Origin of the sequence: Lentzea xinjiangensis (genome assembly GCF_900110955.1) — a bacterium.
Classification (GTDB): domain Bacteria; phylum Actinomycetota; class Actinomycetes; order Mycobacteriales; family Pseudonocardiaceae; genus Lentzea; species Lentzea xinjiangensis.
On sequence record NZ_FOFR01000007.1, the window covers coordinates 239,762 to 254,482 of the forward strand.

General features: G+C 72.6%; 15 protein-coding genes. 8 read left to right on the forward strand and 7 right to left on the reverse strand.

The genetic code is table 11. The annotated features are described in order from the left end of the window. Positions 1-49: 49 nt before the first annotated feature. On the forward strand, positions 50-781 hold the full coding sequence (locus BMW88_RS18100) for an SDR family oxidoreductase (protein WP_089952030.1): 732 nt from the start codon (positions 50-52) through the stop codon (positions 779-781). Here the strand turns inward: BMW88_RS18100 and BMW88_RS18105 are convergent. Next, positions 763-1,266, reverse strand: a complete 504-nt coding sequence (locus BMW88_RS18105) for a DUF2087 domain-containing protein (protein WP_089952032.1) — start codon at positions 1,264-1,266, stop codon at positions 763-765. The two genes, BMW88_RS18100 and BMW88_RS18105, sit on opposite strands and share 19 nt — an antisense overlap. A 76-nt stretch (positions 1,267-1,342) precedes the next feature. Next, entirely contained in the window at positions 1,343-1,819 is a 477-nt protein-coding gene (locus tag BMW88_RS18110) for a hypothetical protein (RefSeq protein WP_089952033.1), read from the reverse strand. Between the two features lie 48 nt (positions 1,820-1,867). Between BMW88_RS18110 and BMW88_RS18115 the strand changes: the two genes are divergently transcribed. Together BMW88_RS18115 and BMW88_RS18120 are read left to right on the forward strand one after the other, a co-directional pair. Further along, complete coding sequence (locus BMW88_RS18115; protein ID WP_089952035.1) at positions 1,868-2,878, forward strand: helix-turn-helix transcriptional regulator; 1,011 nt, start codon at positions 1,868-1,870, stop codon at positions 2,876-2,878. A gap of 10 nt (positions 2,879-2,888) precedes the next feature. Then, positions 2,889-4,055: a glycosyl hydrolase family 28-related protein gene (locus BMW88_RS18120; protein ID WP_218148109.1), complete on the forward strand. Its 1,167-nt coding sequence runs from the start codon at positions 2,889-2,891 to the stop codon at positions 4,053-4,055. Here BMW88_RS18120 and BMW88_RS18125 read toward each other — a convergent pair. The 4 genes from BMW88_RS18125 to BMW88_RS18140 are packed head-to-tail and all read right to left on the reverse strand — an operon-like array spanning position 4,009 to position 8,414. Further along, positions 4,009-4,812 carry a DUF3626 domain-containing protein gene (locus BMW88_RS18125; protein WP_245777881.1) on the reverse strand — a complete coding sequence of 268 codons (804 nt, stop codon included), beginning with the start codon at positions 4,810-4,812 and terminating at the stop codon, positions 4,009-4,011. The two genes, BMW88_RS18120 and BMW88_RS18125, sit on opposite strands and share 47 nt — an antisense overlap. Further along, positions 4,802-5,341 (reverse strand): sugar O-acetyltransferase, encoded by a 540-nt coding sequence (locus tag BMW88_RS18130; protein ID WP_089952039.1) that lies wholly within the window; start codon positions 5,339-5,341, stop codon positions 4,802-4,804. The genes BMW88_RS18125 and BMW88_RS18130 overlap by 11 nt, the downstream gene beginning before the upstream one ends. Continuing rightward, entirely contained in the window at positions 5,338-6,096 is a 759-nt protein-coding gene (locus BMW88_RS18135; protein WP_089952041.1) for an SWIM zinc finger family protein, read from the reverse strand. Before BMW88_RS18135 ends, BMW88_RS18130 begins: the two co-directional genes overlap by 4 nt. Beyond that, complete coding sequence (locus tag BMW88_RS18140; protein WP_089952043.1) at positions 6,093-8,414, reverse strand: DEAD/DEAH box helicase; 2,322 nt, start codon at positions 8,412-8,414, stop codon at positions 6,093-6,095. The genes BMW88_RS18135 and BMW88_RS18140 overlap by 4 nt, the downstream gene beginning before the upstream one ends. Positions 8,415-8,454: 40 nt before the next feature. Between BMW88_RS18140 and BMW88_RS18145 the strand changes: the two genes are divergently transcribed. Together BMW88_RS18145 and BMW88_RS18150 are read left to right on the forward strand one after the other, a co-directional pair. Continuing rightward, positions 8,455-9,210 carry a TetR/AcrR family transcriptional regulator gene (locus BMW88_RS18145; RefSeq protein ID WP_218148110.1) on the forward strand — a complete coding sequence of 252 codons (756 nt, stop codon included), beginning with the start codon at positions 8,455-8,457 and terminating at the stop codon, positions 9,208-9,210. A gap of 119 nt (positions 9,211-9,329) precedes the next feature. Then, complete coding sequence (locus BMW88_RS18150) at positions 9,330-10,571, forward strand: hypothetical protein (RefSeq protein WP_143116128.1); 1,242 nt, start codon at positions 9,330-9,332, stop codon at positions 10,569-10,571. Here the strand turns inward: BMW88_RS18150 and BMW88_RS42795 are convergent. Next, positions 10,555-10,827 carry a hypothetical protein gene (locus tag BMW88_RS42795; RefSeq protein WP_218148118.1) on the reverse strand — a complete coding sequence of 91 codons (273 nt, stop codon included), beginning with the start codon at positions 10,825-10,827 and terminating at the stop codon, positions 10,555-10,557. The two genes, BMW88_RS18150 and BMW88_RS42795, sit on opposite strands and share 17 nt — an antisense overlap. On the opposite strand from BMW88_RS42795, the gene BMW88_RS18155 reads away from it, so the two are divergent. From BMW88_RS18155 to BMW88_RS18165, 3 genes are read left to right on the forward strand one after another with little or no spacing between them, the layout of a single operon-like run. After that, positions 10,826-11,554, forward strand: a complete 729-nt coding sequence (locus tag BMW88_RS18155) for a glutamate ABC transporter substrate-binding protein (protein ID WP_245777882.1) — start codon at positions 10,826-10,828, stop codon at positions 11,552-11,554. The two genes, BMW88_RS42795 and BMW88_RS18155, sit on opposite strands and share 2 nt — an antisense overlap. Positions 11,555-11,567: 13 nt before the next feature. Beyond that, positions 11,568-13,712 carry a serine/threonine-protein kinase gene (locus BMW88_RS18160; RefSeq protein ID WP_089952046.1) on the forward strand — a complete coding sequence of 715 codons (2,145 nt, stop codon included), beginning with the start codon at positions 11,568-11,570 and terminating at the stop codon, positions 13,710-13,712. Next, entirely contained in the window at positions 13,712-14,683 is a 972-nt protein-coding gene (locus BMW88_RS18165) for a PP2C family protein-serine/threonine phosphatase (protein ID WP_089952048.1), read from the forward strand. The genes BMW88_RS18160 and BMW88_RS18165 overlap by 1 nt, the downstream gene beginning before the upstream one ends. Positions 14,684-14,721: the final 38 nt, after the last annotated feature.

Sequence of the window (14,721 nt, forward strand, 5' to 3'; positions counted from 1 at the left end):
CTCCACGCGGGGCACCGGGGACAATCACTGGATCGAGGGGAGATCACCGATGACGGTCGCGGTGGTGACGGGCGCGGGATCCGGGGTGGGCCGCGCTTCGGCGCGGGCCCTGCTGGCGGCGGGGTTCCGGGTGGCACTGGCCGGGCGGCGCGAGGACGCGTTGCGCGAGACCGCCGAGGGGTTTCCCGACACCACCCTGGTCGTGCCCACCGACGTGGCGCGGGAGGACTCGGTGGTCGCGTTGTTCGACGCCGTGGTCGCCCGCTGGGACCGGGTGGACGTGCTGTTCAACAACGCGGGCACGAACGTGCGCCCCACACCGGTCGAGGAGTTCGGCCTCGGCGCGTGGGAGAAGGTCGTCGGCGTGAACCTGACGGGCGCCTTCCTGTGCGCGCGTGAGGCGTTCCGGGTGATGAAGGCCCACGGCGGCGGCCGGATCATCAACAACGGCTCGGTCTCGGCGTCGGTGCCGCGCCCGCACGCGGTGGCCTACAACGCGACCAAGCACGCGATGACCGGGCTGACCAAGGCGCTGTCGCTGGAGGGCCGCGCGCACAACATCGCGTGCGGGCAGATCGACATCGGCAACGCCGCGACGGCGCTGACCGAGCAGATGGGCAGGGGCGTGCTGCAGGCGGACCTCGAACTGGCTGCGGAGCCCACGTTCGACGTGCGGCACGTGGCCGACGCCGTGCTGTACCAGGCTCGGCTGCCGCTGGAGGCCAACGTGCAGTTCATGACCGTGATGGCCACGACCATGCCCTACATCGGCAGGGGCTGAGCCTGGTAGAGACCGCCGCCGCGCTCCAGCAGACCGAGGTCCACGAGGTAGCGGCGGATGGTCACGTGGTCGACCTCTCCCCCGTCGCACCACGCGCGCAGCCGCTCGTTGATCTCCTTCTCCTCGTAGTACGCCCGTGGCTCGAAGGCCTTCGACGCGACGTGCTCGAGGATCCTGCGGCGGCGCTCGTGCGCCACCGGCAGCGAGATCAGCTTGCCGGCGCGCACGAACGGCGCGAGCCCGTCGGCCGGCGGCCGCTCGGTCAGCGTCGCGGCGAGCGGTTTGAGATCGGCCGGCCGGACCGGGTCGCCTTCGACCAGCCCGGCCTCCCGGAGCTTGCGCAGCGCGGTGCCGGCGTCCCTGAGCGGCAGCCCGGACGCGGCGGCGACGTCGGCCGGCGTCCCGGCGCCGAGGACGACGGCGGCGAACGCCCGCAGCCTCGCCGGTTCGGCCAGCACCCGCACGACGGTTTCCGCAGTGGTCATGCCTGGGACCGTAACCGCCGCGTCCACCGGGTTTCCGGTGTGGCCGCTCAGCGCGACGGTGCTCCCTGCCAGTCGGTCACCGGCCCACCGGGCCCTCGGCCATGACGTCGGCCAGGTACCCGTCGAAGTCGGGCACGTCGGGCTCCAGCACGTGCCGCACCCAGGCGGTGCGCTCGTGGGCCAGCGGCGGCAGCTCCCACACGCAGCCGATGAGGTCCTTCGGGATCACGCTGAAACGGGTGAGGTCGGGGTCGGTCGAGCCGAGGAACGGCTGGTCGCCGGACACGGCGGTGCGGCAGTGCAGGACGTTGTCCCAGACCCAGTTGTAGGCGTTGAGGTACATGCCGGCGGCGCTGCGGTGCAGGACGGTGACCGTGGCGGGCGGCGTCGGGTCGGCGAAGTCCGGGTAGATCGTCGGCAGGAACGCGTAGGCGGCCGCGCGGATGTCGTCGGTGATCTCCAGGCCCGGCGTGATGACCTCGTAGCGCTTGACGTACCTGCCCGCGATGAGCAGCGGTTCTTTGACCGCCAGCTCCTTTTCGTAGAAAGCCATGCGTCGAACGTATGAGCTATCACTGACACCCTGTGGCAGTGTCGTCGCGTGCGTGCGAGCCGGTTGGTGTCTTTGCTGCTGCTCCTGCAGACCAAGGGGCGGATGACCGCGCGGGCGCTGGCCGACGAGCTGGAGGTGTCGGTCCGCACGATCTACCGCGATGTGGAGTCGCTGCACGCGGCCGGTGTGCCGCTGTACGGCGACGCGGGGCCGCAGGGCGGGTACCAGTTGCTCGACGGGTACCGCACGAAGCTCACCGGGCTGACCGAGCAGGAGGCGGAGTCGCTGTTCCTGGCGGGGCTGCCGGGCCCGGCGGCCGACCTGGGGTTCGGGGAGGCGGTGTCGGCGGCGCAGCTCAAGCTGATGGCGGCGTTGCCGTCGCCGATGCGGGACAAGGCCGAGCGGATGGCGACGCGGTTCCACCTGGACGCGCCCGCCTGGTACTACGACCCGGAGCGGTCTCCGTTGCTGGAGCCGGTGGCGGACGCGGTGTGGCGGGAACGGCTGCTCGAGGTCACCTATCGGCGCTGGCAGGCGCCCGAGGAGGTCACGCGGGTGCTGCGGCCGCTGGGGCTTGTGCTCAAGGCCGGCCGCTGGTACCTCGTCGCGCTGGGTGCCAGCCGGATCTCGACCTACCGGGTGTCGCAGATCCAGGCGGCGACCGTGCTCGACGAGCCGTTCACGCGGCCGGCGGGCTTCGACCTGGCGGCGCACTGGGCGGCGTCGCTGGAGGACTTCCAGGCACGCCAGCACACCGGTGAGGCGGTCATCAGGCTCTCGCCCCGCGGGTGGGAGTCGTTCTCCTCGCACGTGCTGCCCGTCGTGGCGAAGGCGGCCGAGGAGTCCGCCGTGCACGAGGGCGGCCGGGTGCGGGTGACGATCCCGATCGAGTCGATCGGCCACGCGACCGGCATGGTGCTGCGGATGGGCGGCGAGGCCGAGGTGCTCGCGCCGGACGAGCTCCGCGAGCGGGTCACGGCGGTCGTGCGGGAGCTGGCGGCGATCTACCTGTCACAAGTGGGGCCGCAGTTGCACACCGGCGGCGGCGGAGATCCATAAACTGAGATTTATGGGGGATAATCCTAGTTCAACTCGCCGTTCTTTCCTGCGCGCCGGCGCCATCGCGGCAGGGGGCGTCGGCGTGATGGCCATGCCCGCGCAGGCCGCTCCGGGTGGAGCGCACGTCGTGAAGGTCGCCGACTTCGGCGCCGTGGGCGACGGGCAGGCCGACGACACCGCCGCGCTGCAACGCGCGATCAACGAGGCGTACCGGCTCGCCGACACCGGCAACGGCTACGCCCGCGTGGAGTTCGAGGCGAAGACCTACCGGCTCGCGTCGCAGCCGGTCCGGCCGGTCGCCGGTCGGTTCACCACGGCAGGGCAGCTGATGATCCCGCTGCGCACGTCCGGGCCGATGATCACGATCGAACTGGCCGGCGCGGGCGTGCAGACGGGTCTGCAGTTCATCTACGACGGCGAGCAGGCTCCGGCGGGCACGATGCTGAAGTCGACCGTCACGACGAGCTGGTCCGGTCACGCAGAGGGCCAGCCGCCCGCGGTGATCGCCTCACCGCGGGGCGCCGAGTGGGGTGGCTTCAACCGGGTCGCCGTGGCGGTCACCGGCGTCGCGATCCAGGTGCCGTCGAACCCCACGCTGGGCGGGCTGAACCTGTTCTGGGCGCCGCAGGCCCGGCTGCAGGGCGTCCGCGTCAGCACGCCGGCCCCGCTGCCCGCCGTCGTCGAGCCGACGCACCGGTGGTCGACCGGTGTCGTGCTGCCCGGCGGCGGCAACAACGCGGTGATCTACCTGCGGGACGTGCACGTGTGCGGTTTCCACACCGGGGTGCTGTTCAGCGAGCACACCGACGCCTCCAGCCTGCTGGTCTTCGCGTGCAAGGTGGCGCTGGCGCCGCTGGGCCAGGTCCTGCACACGTCCCGGTTCGGCCTGGTCACCGTGGAGTGCTGCCCGATCCTGATCTCCCAGGTCGACTGGGCCGACGGCCCGGTCGCCGCGCCGGCGGGCGACAGGTTCCGCATCGACCTGCTCGACGTCGAGGAGTTCAACGGCTTCGACGCCAGGCTGAACTGGACCCGCCACCAGGTGCACATCAACGACCCCGGCAACACCTACCGGGGCTGGATCTGGATGGCCCGCTCCGGCCGCGACTACCTGAACATCCCCCTGACGCTCAACGGGGCGCAGAACCTGCAGATCCACGAGATCCAGGACAGCTGAAGCCGAACCGCGCGAGGTGGTGCCACAGGTGCTTGACCACCTGTGGCGGCGCTGCGGCCCGGTCGAGCGCGGCGGGGTCGATGATCCCGTCGCGAGCGATCGCCAGTCCCAGTTCGACGGACTCGGGTGTGCGGTAACCGGCGTGGCGCAGCAGGTCCCGCGTGGACAGCCGGAAACCGGGGTGCCGTTCGACCGGGCGCGGCAGCCGCACCTCGGGGAAGCTCGGGTCGAGCACGACCGCTTCCACGTCGTCCCACGTGACCGGGCCGTGGACGTGGGCCTCGATGTAGTTGTCCAGCGGGTCGCGGTCGTCGGCGTCGGCGAGCTCGATCAGCGCGAACCGCCGCGCGGTGCCGAAGTCGACCGGCTCGAAGACGCTGTCGGGGTAGCAGAACGTGGTGCGGTCCAGGACCGCTTCGGTGAGCCGCAGGTGTGCCGAGCCGAACCGCGGCGCGCCTCCCCGGGGCAGCCGGCGGTGGTTGAGCGCGCCGTACTTGGGCCTGTCGGCGGGGTCGGCGTCGTCGTAGGCGCCGCCGAAGAGCCGGCTCTCCCACTCCCAGCGGGCGCCGCCGGGGTGGGCGGTCAGGCCACCGTTGCCGGTGCCGGTCTCGAACTGCGAGCGGTAGACGCCGTCGCGGGCCAGGCTCTCCAGCACTCCCCCGCCGGGGTGGAAGTTGATCGTCACGCGCAGGTCGCGCGGCAGCGGGCCGCCGCGCGACCTGCGCGTGACGTGCTCGATGGCCCGTTCACAGCTCACGGATCACCCGGCACGGGTTGCCGGCCGCGAGCACGCGCGGCGGGATGTCGCGGGTCACGACGCTGCCCGCGCCGATCACCGCGTTGTCTCCGACGGTCACGCCCGCGCAGACGATGACGCCGCCACCGAGCCACACGTTGTCGCCGATGGTGATGGGTGCGGCGGTCTCGAACCGCTGCCGCCGCGCCTCGTGGTCCTCGATGGGGTGCAGGGCGGTGAGCAACTGCGCGCGGGGGCCGATGGAGACGTCGTCGCCGATGGTGATCGTGGCGCAGTCCATGAGGATGGCGTCGTAGTTGAGGAAGCTGTTGGCGCCCAGGTGGATCTGGTAGCCGTAGTCGCACTGCAGCCGCGGCATGACCCACGAGCCCTCGCCGATCGAGCCGAAGAGCCGCTTCAGGACCTCGCCGTCGCGGGTGGCGTTGAACTCGTCCAGGAGCTGCTGGGCGTGGCGGCGCTCGGCGACCAGCTCGGGGTCGGAGTCCTTGTACAGCAAGCCGGTCATCATCTTCTGCTTCTCGGTGATCATCCTTCGAGAGTGCCCGAGCGCAGCAGCGCGCGGGCCCGCTTCGCGGCGGTCTCCATCAGCTCGGTGAGGTCCGCGGCGCTGAACCCCGGCGGCGGCTCGACCGCGAGCACCACAGGTGTGGTGGTCGGGATGGCTGGTTTCGGAGGGAGCTGACCTGCGGTTTCGGCCGAAACCACCACAGGTGTTCTGGTGCCGACGGGGCCGGCGACGCGGCGGGTGAGCGCGTCCAGGAGTTGCTGTTCCGGTTGTCCCCTGAGCAGCAGGAGCACGAACGGGTCGGCGTCGAGCAGCCAGCCGACCTGGAAGGCGAGCGCGGCCGCGTGCCGGCAGGGCAGCTCCCAGCCGTCGCAGTCGCAGTGCGGTTCCAGCTCGCCGACGCCGGGCAGCAGGTCCACACCGGACTCCTCGGCGGCGTCGGCGAGGTCGCGCGGCATGTCGTTGGCCAGCAGGGCGGCGATGTGCTCCGGCCGCTCGGCGACGCGGTCGAGGAACCGTCCCCAGTGGACCTCGCTGAGCAGCGGGACCTCCACCGAGGTGCTGTGGACGGTGCCGTCGCCGTGGACCTGGGCGTGCAGGCGTCCCGGGCTCACGGTGATCGGGCCGACGACGCCGGCGTGGGCGTAGCGGCGGCCCAGGCGCAGCAGGGAGGTGTCGAGCGCGGTGTCCTCCAGCGCCCTGACCCAGGCCTTGCCCCACCAGCTCGTGGGGACGCGGCGGGTCACCTTGGGGAACGCGGCGAACCCGCGTGCGGTCATGGCGTGCTCCTGAGCCGGACGAGTTCGGCGAGCTCGGCGTCGGTGAGCTCGGTGAGGGCGGCGTCGCCGCCGTGCAGGACGGCGTCGGCGAGGTCGCGCTTGTCCTGCAGCAGCGCGGCGACGCGTTCCTCGACGGTGCCTTCGGTGACGAGCTTGTGCACCTGCACGGGCCGGGTCTGGCCGATGCGGTGGGCGCGGTCGGTGGCCTGGTCCTCGACGGCGGGGTTCCACCAGCGGTCGAAGTGGATGACGTGGTCGGCCCTGGTGAGGTTGAGGCCGGTGCCGGCGGCCTTGAGGGAGAGCAGGAAGATCGGCGCGCGGCCCTGCTGGAAGTCGTCGACCATCTGCTCGCGCCGGTGCACCGGCGTGCCGCCGTGCAGGAACAGGGTGGGCTGCTCGAGGTGGCGGTGCAGGAGCCTGGCCATGGCGACGTACTGGGTGAAGATCAGCACCGAGCCGTCCTCGGCGAGGATCGTGCCGAGCAGCTCGTCGAGCAGCTCCAGCTTGCCGGAGGTGCCGCGCAGGGTGTCGTGGCCGAGGTAGTGCGACGGGTGGTTGCAGATCTGCTTGAGGCCGGTCAGCAGACCGAGCACGAGGCCGCGGCGGGCCATGCCGTCGCTGCGCGCGATCCGGTCGAGGGTCTCCCTGGTCAGCGCCTCGTACAGCGCCGCCTGCTCGGTGGTGAGCGGGACGGGCAGGTCGGTCTCGGTCTTGGCGGGCAGTTCGGGGGCGACGCCGGGGTCGGACTTGCGGCGGCGCAGCAGGAACGGCTTGACGACCTTGGCGAGCGTGTCGTCGGGTTCGGGCCAGCGGGCGCGGAACGCGCGGTGGGTGCCGAGCAGGCCGGGGGTCGTCCAGTCCAGGATGGACCACAGCTCCGACAGCGAGTTCTCCACCGGCGTGCCGGACAGCGCGACGCGTGCCGCCGCGGGGATGCCGCGCAGTGCGGTGGCGGTGCCGGACCGCGGGTTCTTGACGTGCTGCGCCTCGTCGGCGACGACCATGCCCCACCGGTGCTGCCGCAGGGTGCCGGCGTCCATGCGCATGGTGCCGTAGGTGGTGAGGACGATGCCCTCGGTCGCGAGCGTCCGGTGTGGACCGTGGTAGCGGGTCACCGGTGTGCCGGGGGCGAAGCGGTGGATCTCGCGTTCCCAGTTGCCCAGCAGCGAGGCCGGGCAGACGACGAGCGTGGGGTGCTCGTGGTCGCGGTGCAGGTGCAGGGCGATGAGGGTGATGGTCTTGCCCAGGCCCATGTCGTCGGCGAGGCAGGCGCCCAGGCCCAGGCCGGTCAGGTGGGCGAGCCAGCGCAGGCCGTGCAGCTGGTAGTCGCGCAGCTGTGCCCGCAGCCCCGGCGGCGGGGGGATCCGCGGGATGGTGGTGATGGTGGCGGCGAGGTCGTGCGGGGCGACGGCGACGTGCTCGCCGTCGACGACCGCGGACCCGGTGAGGGCGGCGGTGACGGCCTGCACGGCGGTGATGGGGGCGAGCTGCTGCCGGGCCTTGCGCTTGAGGCGGGGGTCGACGAGGACCCACCGGTCGCGCAGCCGCACGACCGGGCGGCTGGCTTCGGCGATGAGGTCCATCTCGGCGTCGGTGAGGACGTCGGAGCCCAGGGCGAGCCGCCAGGAGAAGGTGAGCAGGTCCCCGGCGGCGAACCGGCCGGTGTGCTCGCCGATGACGGCCTGCGCGGTGAGCGTGGTGGCGAGGTCCTTGGGCCAGTGGACCTCGATGCCGGTGTCGAGGAGCTCGGCGACCTCGTCGTCGGTGAGCTCGGCCTGGTCGAGCAGGCGTTGCAGCGGTGGCCAGCCGATGCGGCCGATCGCGCGGATGGCGTCGAGCTCGCGGCCGGAGCCGCGGACGTCGCGCGGGTGGGGGTCGGTGACGGCGCGGACCTGGACGATGGCGCGGAACCGCAGGTCGTCGGTCGTCTCGACGCGCAGCGAGAGCGTGATCTGCTCGTCGGCCCACGCCTTGAGACCGGGGACCTGCTGGGGTTCGGTGCTCGCGAAGGGGCCGTGCCCGCCCCGGGGCAGCGCGTCGGCGACGGCGTCGAGGAACTCGCGGAGCAGGTCGTAGTCGCCGTGCGCGGCGAGGCGGCGCAGGTGCAGCTCGTCGGCGTGGTCGAGCGGCCCGACGCGCCAGGTGTCGTGGCCGGCGGCCGTCACGCCGGGCACGATCCGGCCGCGGGCGACGAACGCGAGGGCGGTCGCGGCGGCCACCGCCCAGTAGTCGTCGCCGGGCAGCACCTCCGGCAAGGCGTCGAGCAGGGGTTTTCCGTTGAGGTGGCCGAGTCTGGGTGGATCCGCCGACACGAACATATTCTGTACCGTACACCATACGGTACGGTAGGGTCCGGTCGTGATCGAACACACGGGCAGCGGTGACCCGGCGCGGACGCTGGCGTTGCTGTGGCGCACCCAGGAGCGCGTGTCGCGCAAGGGCAAGCCGGACCTCAGCGTCGACCGGATCGTGCGGGCGGGCATCGCCCTGGCCGACGCGGACGGGCTCAAGGCGTTGTCGATGCGCCGCGTGGCCGAGGCGCTGGGCGTGGGGACGATGTCGCTCTACACCTACGTGCCGGGCAAGGGCGAGCTGGTCGACGTCATGGTCGACACGGTGCAGGCCGCGACGGGCCGCACCGCCGCCGGCGGCTGGCGCGAGCACCTGGTGTACGTGGCGCGGGAGAACCTGGCGCTGTACCGGCGGCACCCGTGGCTGCTGCAGGTGGCGCCGTCGCGGACGGTGCTGGGTCCGCAGGTGGCGGCGAAGTACGACTTCGAGCTGCGCGGGCTGGACGGCGTGGGCCTGTCGGACGTGGAGATGGACTCGGTGCTCAACCTGGTGCTCGGGCACGTGCAGAACTCGGCGCGCGGCCTGACCGCGGCGGCGGTGACCGAGCAGGAGACGGGCTTGACCGACCAGCAGTGGTGGGACGCGGCGGCGCCGGTGCTGATGACGGTGTTCGACCCGGCCCGCTACCCGGTGGCCGCGCGCGTGGGCGGGGCCGTGGGGCAGGCGCACCACAGCGCCTACAGCCCGGAGCACTCGTTCGAGTTCGGTCTGGAGGTGATCCTGGACGGCGTCGGGCGGCTGATCGGGTCGCGCAGCGCGTAACGGCCTCGTGACGCCTCGCCAGATGCGTCGTTAATTCCCACGCGGTGTCCTCGGGGTGCCTACAGTTACGCCACGCCGATCAACTCGCCTCTGATCGACTCGCCTTGGGAGGCCCGCTCGTGGTGATCGACTCGCAGCCCCGGCAGGCGCTGGTGCGCCGGGTCACCGGTCTGGCGCGGTCGACCCCGGGCCGGTTGAGCCTGATCATCGTGGTGCTGGTGGTGGCGAGCCTGGCCAGCGGGTGGCTGTCGACGTGGAGCGTGAACCGGCAGGAGCGGGCGCTGCAGGACCTGGCGACCAGGTCGGAGCCCCTCGCGCACGCGGCCCAGGAGGTCTACCGGGCGTTGCAGGACGCCGACGCGACGGCGGCGAGCGCGTTCCTGTCGGGCGGGCTGGAACCGCCCCGGCTGCGGGAGCGCTACGAGGCGGACATCGCGCAGGCGCAGGCGGCGCTGTCGGTGGCGACGGCCTCCTCCCCCGACCTGACGGCGACGCTCTCGGCGCAGCTTCCGGTCTACACGGGGCTGATCGAGACGGCGCGCTCGAACAACCGGCAGGGCTTCCCGGTGGGCGCGGCCTACCTGCGCGAGGCGTCGGGGCTGATGCGTACCCAGCTGCTGCCCGCGGCGCAGGAGCTGTACCGGGCGGAGACCGACCGGGTGGCGCGGGCGCAGGACGAGGCGGACTTCCCGGTGGTGCCGGTGCTGGTCGCGCTGGCGTTCGTGGTCGCGCTGGTGCTGGCGCAGCGGTACCTGACCCGCAGGACGAACCGGCTGCTCAACATCGGCCTGGTGGTGGCGACGGCGGCGGCGGTGCTGTCGCTGCTGTGGGTGACGTCGGCGTCGGTGCTGGTGATGCGCGACGTCGGGGACTCGCGCGAGGCCTCGCAGCAGGTCGACGTGCTGGCGCGGGCGCGGATCGCGACGCTGACGGCGCGGGGCGAGGAGACGCTGACGCTGGTCGCGCGCGGTGCCGGGCAGAACTACGAGAAGAACTTCGTCGAGGTCTCGCGCCGGCTGGAGGAGCAGCTCGAGCAGGCGCGGCGGCTGGGCGGCGGTGAGGCGGTCGAGCAGGCGGTGCGGCACTTCCGGCAGTGGCAGCAGGTGCACCAGCGCATCCGCGAGGCCGACGACGCGGGCCAGTACGCCGACGCGGTGGCGTTGATCGACAACCCCTACTTCGACTCGCTGGACCAGGACCTGGTGCGGGCGATCGGCGCGGCCCGCCAGGACTTCAGCGACGAGGTGGCGGTGGCGCGGACGGCGCTCGCGGGCACCGTGGTCGGGGTGATGGCGCTGGCGGTGCTCAGCGCGGTGGGATCGACGATGGGGTTGTGGCAGCGGCTCAAGGAGTACCGGTGAGGCGACTGACGTCCACGCTGACCTCGGCGCTGGCGCCCGCGCTGGCGGTGGTCCTGCTCGTGCCGGCCTGCTCGCCGGGTCCGGCGCCGAGCCAGATCGTGCCCAGGAGCGCCCCGGCGCCGCAGCCGGCGAACGCGAGCACGGTCACCGCGGCGCCGAGCAGCGCCCCGGGACCGGCGCCGTCGTGCGACGCGACGGCGAGCCTGCGGCCGGGCCCGCTGCCGCCGCCGGGGCAGATGCCGGCGGGCTCGACCATGGAACGCATCCTGCAGCGCGGCCGGCTGATCGCCGGGGTGGACCAGAACTCGTACCTGATGGGGTTCCGCAACTCGTTCACCGGCGAGATCGAGGGCTTCGACGTCGACGTGGCGCGGCAGATCGCGAAGGCGATCTTCGGTGACGAGAAGAAGGTCCAGTTCAAGGTCGTCACCGCGGCGGAGCGGATCCCGATGCTGCAGCGCGGCGACGTCGACGTGGTGGCCAGGACGATGACCATCACCTGCGACCGGCTCGCCGACGTGGACTTCTCGCAGGTCTACTACCAGGCGGGGCAGCGGGTGCTGGTGCGCCGCAACTCCGGCATCACCGGCGTGGAGGGCCTCGGGGACAAGCGGGTGTGCGTGGCGTCGGGGTCGACGTCGCTGGGCAACGTGGTGAACCGGGCGCGCACCACGGTGAGCGTGCCGAACTGGACCGACTGCCTGGTGATGCTGCAGCAGGGGCAGGCGGACGCGATCTCCACCGACGACACGATCCTGGCCGGGCTGGCGGCGCAGGACCCGTACACCGAGGTGGTGGGGGCGCGGTTCACCGAGGAGCCCTACGGCGTCGGCGTGCCCAAGGGCCGGGAGGACCTGGTCCGGTTCGTCAACGGCGTGCTGGAGCGGATGCGCGGCGACGGCACGTGGCGCGGGATGTACCAGCGGTGGCTCGGCACGCTGGGCCCGGCACCGGCGCCGCCGGTCGCGCGTTATCGGGACTAGGGAGGAGGCCGCGATGGCTGAACAACTCGACCTGCCGGCGACGGGTCCGTCGACGGCACCGGGCACGGCACCCGGCACCGCGCCCTGGTCGGCGTCGCAGGAGGCGATCCGGTCCAGTTCGGGACGGGCGCGCCGCGGCAGCGCGCGGTCGATGAGCCGCGGCCGGCTGGGCGCGGGGCTGGTCGAGGTGCCGCGGGTGCCCTACCGCGACCCCAAGACCGCGGTGCTGACCGATCCCGAGGTCCCCGAGGCGAAGCGGTTCTGCTCGAAGTGCGCCACGAAGGTCGGGCGGGCCCGGCACGGCAAGCCGGGCCGGGTGGAGGGGTTCTGCCCGCAGTGCGGGCACGCGTACTCGTTCACGCCGAAGCTGGCGCCGGGCGAGCTGCTGCACGACCAGTACGAGGTGCTGGGCTGCCTCGCGCACGGCGGGCTGGGGTGGCTGTACCTGGCGCTCGACCACGCGGTGAGCGACCGGTGGGTGGTGCTCAAGGGCCTGCTCGACTCGGGTGACGCCGACGCGATGGCGGCGGCGCTGGCCGAGCGGCGGTTCCTCGCCGAGGTCGAGCACCCCAACATCGTGAAGATCCACAACTTCATCCGGCACGCGAACCGCGAGAGCGGCGGCCTGGTCGACTACATCGTGATGGAGTACGTCGGCGGCGAGTCGATCAAGGACATGATCACGCGCCGCCGCCGGGAGGGCCGCGGTGACGAGGCGCTGCCGCTGGCGCAGGCCGTCGCCTACGTGCTGGAGATCCTGCCCGCGGTGGGCTACCTGCACGGCGTGGGGCTGCTGTACTGCGACTTCAAGCCGGACAACATGATCCACACAGAGGAGCAGCTCAAGCTGATCGACCTGGGCGCGGTGCGGCGCATCGACGACCACCACTCCCCCATCTACGGCACGGTCGGCTACCAGGCGCCGGAGATCGGCACGATCGGGCCGTCGGTGTTCTCCGACATCTACACCGTCGGGCGGGCGCTGGCGGTGATGAGCTTCCCGTTCGACTTCCGCGGCCGCTGCAAGGACCGGCTGCCCACGGTGGAGGAGGAACCGCTGCTGGGCCGGTTCGAGTCGTTCCACCGGCTGCTGCTGCGCGCGACCAACCCGAACCCGGAGCTGCGGTTCTGCTCGGCCGAGGAGATGGCCGAGCAGCTCACGGGCGTGCTGCGGGAGGTGCTGGCGATCGAGGACGGCGTGCCGCGGCCGGGCCTGTCGCGGCAGTTCACGCCGGAACGGCGCCGCTTCGGCGTGGAGGGCGGGCTGGACCTCGCGGAGGTGCTGCTCGCGTTGCCGGCGCCGAGCGTGAACACCTCCGACGCGGCGGCGTCGTGGCTCGCCACGGCGACGACGTCGGACCCGCAGGGGCTGCGCAAGGCGCCGGAGGTCACCGTGGAGGTGCGGCTGCGGATCGTGCGGGTGCTGATCGAGTCCGGTGACACCGCGGCCGCGCTGCGCGAGCTGGAGGCGCTGACGGCGCCGTCGATGTTCGACGAGCCGGAGCTGCACCCGGCCGAGGACTGGCGGCCGGACTGGTACCGGGGTCTCGCGGCGCTGGCCGACCGGCGGCCCGGTGACGCGCTGGGCTTCTTCGACGCGGTGTGCTCGGCGGTGCCGGGTGAGGCGGCGCCGAAGCTCGCGCTGGGCGTGTGCGCGGAGGCCACCGGCGACCTGAAGGCGGCGGCGGGCTGGTACGAGCTGGTCTGGCACACGGACCACTCGTACGTGTCGGCGGCGTTCGGGCTGGCGCGGGTGCTGCTCGCGTGCGGTGACCGGTCGCGGGCGGTCGAGGTGCTGCTGTCGGTGCCGGACACCTCGTCGCAGCACCTGGCCGCGCAGATCGCGGCGGTGCGCGCGCAGCTCGGCGACTGCGGCGCCGAGGACCTCGTGGCGGCCGGGGAACGGTTGCGCGCCTTGGACATCGACGTCCACTCGCACACCCAGCTCTCGACGGAGCTGCTGGAGGCGGCCTACGAGTACGTGACCCGCAATCAGGCCGCCGAGGGCAGGGTGCTGGACTGTGCACTCTCCGAACACGAGCTTCGGCTGGGTCTCGAGCGGCGCTACCGCACGCTGGCCCGGTTCGCGGCCACGCCGGAGGAACGGATCGCATTGGTGGACCGCGCGAACGCGGTAAGGCCTAGGACGTTGGTTTGATGGACACCCTGAAGTGCCCGGAGTGCTTCGCGCCCGTCGCGCCGGAAGACCGGTTCTGCGAGGCGTGCGGACGCAACCTGCTGGTCCGCCGCACGCCGCTGGGCGGGCCGACCGGTCCCGCGCAGGCGTCGTGCATCCTGTGCGGCTCGCCGGACATCGATGACGAGGACTACTGCACCCAGTGCGGCCGGCACCAGCCTTCGGCGCGTGACCGGGTCGAGTACGCGCTGGGCACGGTGTCGGGGGTGAGCGACCGGGGCAAGCGGCGGGCGCGCAACGAGGACTCGATGGCGTTCGGGCACGTGGCGGGCAAGGGTGTCGCCGCCGTCGTCTGCGACGGCGTGGCCTCGTCCGAACGCGCCGAGCAGGCCTCGCAGGCCGCCGCCGACGCCGCGGTGGACGTGCTGCTCAACGCGCTGATCGACGCGGCGGACCCGGAGCAGGCGATGGTCGACGCGGTCGCCGCGTCCTGCTTCGCGGTCGAGCAGCTGGTGGAGGCGGAGCCGGTCGAGCCGGGCGGGCGGGGTGTCGCGCCGTCGTGCACGTTCGTGGCGGCGCTGGTGACGGAGTCGGCGGCGACGATCGGCTGGGTGGGCGACTCGCGGGCGTACTGGCTGGCGGCGGAGGGCTCGCAGCAGCTCACGGCGGACGACACGTGGGCGGCGCAGCTGGTGGCGGAGGGTGTGCTGACCGAGGAGCAGGCGCGCACGGACCGCCGGGCGCACGTGCTGTCGCGGTGGATCGGCGCGGACGCCGGGCCGGTGGTGCCGCAGGTGGTGACGCTCAAGCCGTCCGGTCCGGGGGTGTTCCTGCTGTGCTCGGACGGGCTGCACAACTACCGGCCGCAGCCGGAGGACCTGCAGCCGTTGCTGCCGTGCGGGCCGGAGGAGTTCGTGAAGGTCGCGCTGGAGGCCGGTGGCCACGACAACATCACCGTGGTGCTGGTGCCGTTCGCGCCTGCCGAAGGGTGATCTCCGCGGGCTGGTTTACCGCGGGCTAACCGGAGCGG